This is a genomic window from Mesorhizobium sp. M7A.F.Ca.US.005.03.2.1, from assembly GCF_003997795.1.
GTDB lineage: Bacteria > Pseudomonadota > Alphaproteobacteria > Rhizobiales > Rhizobiaceae > Mesorhizobium > Mesorhizobium ciceri.
In genome coordinates, this window is the sequence record NZ_RZRP01000803.1 from 1 (window position 1) to 2,873 (window position 2,873).

General features: G+C 60.7%; 2 protein-coding genes. One reads left to right on the top strand and one right to left on the bottom strand.

What is annotated here, in order from left to right; all coding sequences use genetic code 11:
* Positions 1-2,070 (bottom strand): autotransporter (locus tag EN991_RS30575; RefSeq protein ID WP_245461119.1); only part of this gene is annotated, 2,070 nt, incomplete at its 3' end.
* On the opposite strand from EN991_RS30575, the gene EN991_RS41225 reads away from it, so the two are divergent.
* Entirely contained in the window at positions 2,056-2,697 is a 642-nt protein-coding gene (locus EN991_RS41225; RefSeq protein WP_245461120.1) for a hypothetical protein, read from the top strand. The genes EN991_RS30575 and EN991_RS41225 overlap by 15 nt on opposite strands.
* The last annotated feature ends 176 nt before the right edge of the window (positions 2,698-2,873 follow it).

The following is a 2,873-nucleotide window of genomic DNA, read 5'->3' on the forward strand; positions in this document are numbered from 1 at the left end:
CTTCAGGTTGAAGCCGGTCGACAGCGCGGCGGAAAAATCGGCATCGTTGAAGTCGATCTCCCTGGTGTCGATTTCGGTGGTGTTCTTGTAGCCGAAACGCTGCTGCAATTCGCCTCGCGCATAGGGGCTGATCACCATTCCGTTGCTTAGCGTGTAGTCGCCATAGATGCCGGGCTCGAGCTTGATCGCGCCAAAAGAAAGCTTGCTCTTGCCGAACTCGTTGCCGCCGCTGTCTTTATAGGGATCGCCACGGAAGGAAACGCCAAGCAGGCCGCCACGCAGATCGAAGCGGGTGCGCTCGCCCAGCTTGAAGATATGGCCGACCGATGCCGTCACTGCATAGCCCTTGGTATCATAGCTGCCGGTGGTGCCGAGCACGCCGTTCGTCACGTCGCTTCCACCGATGAAGCCGGAGGCCGAGACGAGCGCGTAATTGTAGTCCTTGCGAAACAGCGCGTAGCCGCCGAACAGGCCGGCCTTGTTGGTACCTTCGCCGATGGCATCAAATCCCCGAAACGCGCCGAGGTTGACGTCGGTCGAGGCGTAGCCGGCGAAAACGCCGATGTTCAGGCCGTACTCATTGTCGAACTGGAAGTGTTTGGCGGCATTGAAATCCAGGCTGATGGCAGCCGAAAAATCATTGGCATCGAAGCTCGGGCCGGAGCCGTTCAAGCCGCCGCCGCTGATGTTGTAGCCGTCATGCTCGGTATGGGCGAACTGGCCTGAAGCAAAGACCCCGAAACTTTCCGAAACCGGCACCATTCCAGAACCGGATGCGGGCGAGAGATGCAGGTCAGCATCGAGCGCGTCGCGGTTTATGCCGTAGAGAGCCTCGATTGCCACCGCGACCGCGCCGGCGTTGGTGGCACTGGTCGGCGCCGCCGCAATGCCAAAATTGACTGGCGTGGCACGCAGGAACACGCTGCCATTCGGGCCTGTGACGATCGCATAGGTGAAAAGCGAACCCGGTGTGCCGGGCACGCCTGCGACGCTGAACGTCCCGGTGACCGGGCCGTTGGTCGAAACAATGAGCGGTATGTCGGTCGGCTCGGCAAATTGCGGCGTGCCGAGCAGGTTGACGATGATGGTATTGGCGCCGGTTGCCGAAAACGCATCGGCAATGAGCTGATCCGACTGAGATGTCTGCTGGTTGATGTCGAGGCCGATGCTGGCACCGTTGAGGGTGAGGCCGCCTAGCGTCAACACATCGCCAGCGACACCGTTCGTCATGTCGATCAGCGAATTCGTCGCGATGATCGAACCCGGCATGGTGACGTTGCCGTTGATGAACAGCGTCGAGCCACTGCCCAGGTTGAGGTGGTTGATGCCTTGTATGCCGCCGTTGAAGCGCAGCGTGGAATTGTCGGAGGAAAAATTGTCGAAGCCGGTAAAGTTCTGGCTCTTGCCGCCGGCAGCGAGATCGGTGCCGGTGATGGTGCCGTTGGCGCCCGTGCCGCTGAACAGAACGCCATCGCTCAAATTGAGTGGGTCAACCGCACCGATGCCGTCGATCACGAGCGTGTCGGGACCAAGACCGGTAATGTTACCGCCGATCGTGCCGCCCGACAGATGGACATGCTCGGCGTCTATGCCGCCCGTGATGGTGCCGCCGGTGACCGAGACATTGTCGAAGCCGGCGCCGCCGGAAACGCTGGATCCGATGGCGCCGCCGCTGATGACAATCAGATCGTCACCGACATCGCCGGTGACCTCTCCCGCAAGCACGCCGCCGGAGACCAATATCTGATCGTTGCCGTCGTTGCCTTCCAGAAAACTGTTTATGGTGCCGCCGCGCAGCGTAATAACATCATTGCCGGCACCACCGCTTACCGCACCCGCAAGAGTGCCGCCGGTCATGTCGAAGGTGTCGTCACCATCCTCCAGCCCGACAGAATCCGTGCCCTCCCCACCCTCACCTGGGTCGATGCCGACACTGGCGTTGCCCGAGATCGATACGCTGTCGTCCTGGCTGCCGGCATAGATCGAGCCGTCGACCGTGCCGCCGCTGACGGTATAGGTGTTGCCGCCGCCTTCGCCGAACACCGAGCCGGTCACATGGCCCGCGGTCATGTTGAAAATGTCGGCGCCGCCCGCAAGATCAACGATGCCCGGCGATATGGTTGTGCCGACGGTTCCACCGTCGATGTTGACGGTGTCGTTGCCATCGTTGCCGAAAATGCTGCCGCCTATGGTGGCGTTGCCACTGACCGTTATTGTGTCGTTGCCGGCCTCTCCATCGATATCCAATTCGATTGCGGTATTGCCGCCGATGCTGACCTGGTCGTCGCCGGCCCCGGCATCCACGGCCTCGACGTTGCCTCCCCCTATGGTAATGGTATCACCGCCCTCACCCCCAGAGATGATACCGACGATTGGCTCGCTGAAAAAAACGCCTTCCTCGACCTCGAGGATACCGACCGATATCAGGTCGTCACCGATGCCACCGGTCACATTGCCGACCTGTGTGCCGCTGCCGGATATCACGACACTGTCGACACCATCTCCAAGATCGATGTCGTGGATGCTGCCGGCCTGGATGATAACGGTGTCATCGCCCGCCCCGGCGTCGAGATTGGCGTCGACATTTGGGGCGAACGGATCGCCCGACAAATCCCCATAGGACATCTCGAACCGGTCGTTGCCGCCAAAGAGTTCGAGGGTCCCCTCTGCCGACTGCAAGGATGTCGTTGCCGATGACGTTACCGGCGGCAGGCCACTTATGACGGGGGTAGGCGTGCTGTTGTCCAGGATACCGCCAAAGATGCTAACAATGTCATCGCCGTTTCCGTCATAATCGTTGACGATGACTGTTGACGAGTCGTTGGCTTGCCCCTTGTATCCCGCGAACCCCGTCGTGAATACGCCGCCGACAT

What these genes read in the sequence shown, in the direction of transcription:
- EN991_RS41225 (WP_245461120.1), top strand. Translation starts at nt 2,056, where the DNA reads ATGGCCCGCGGTCATGTTGAAAATGTCGGCGCCGCCCGCAAGATCAAC.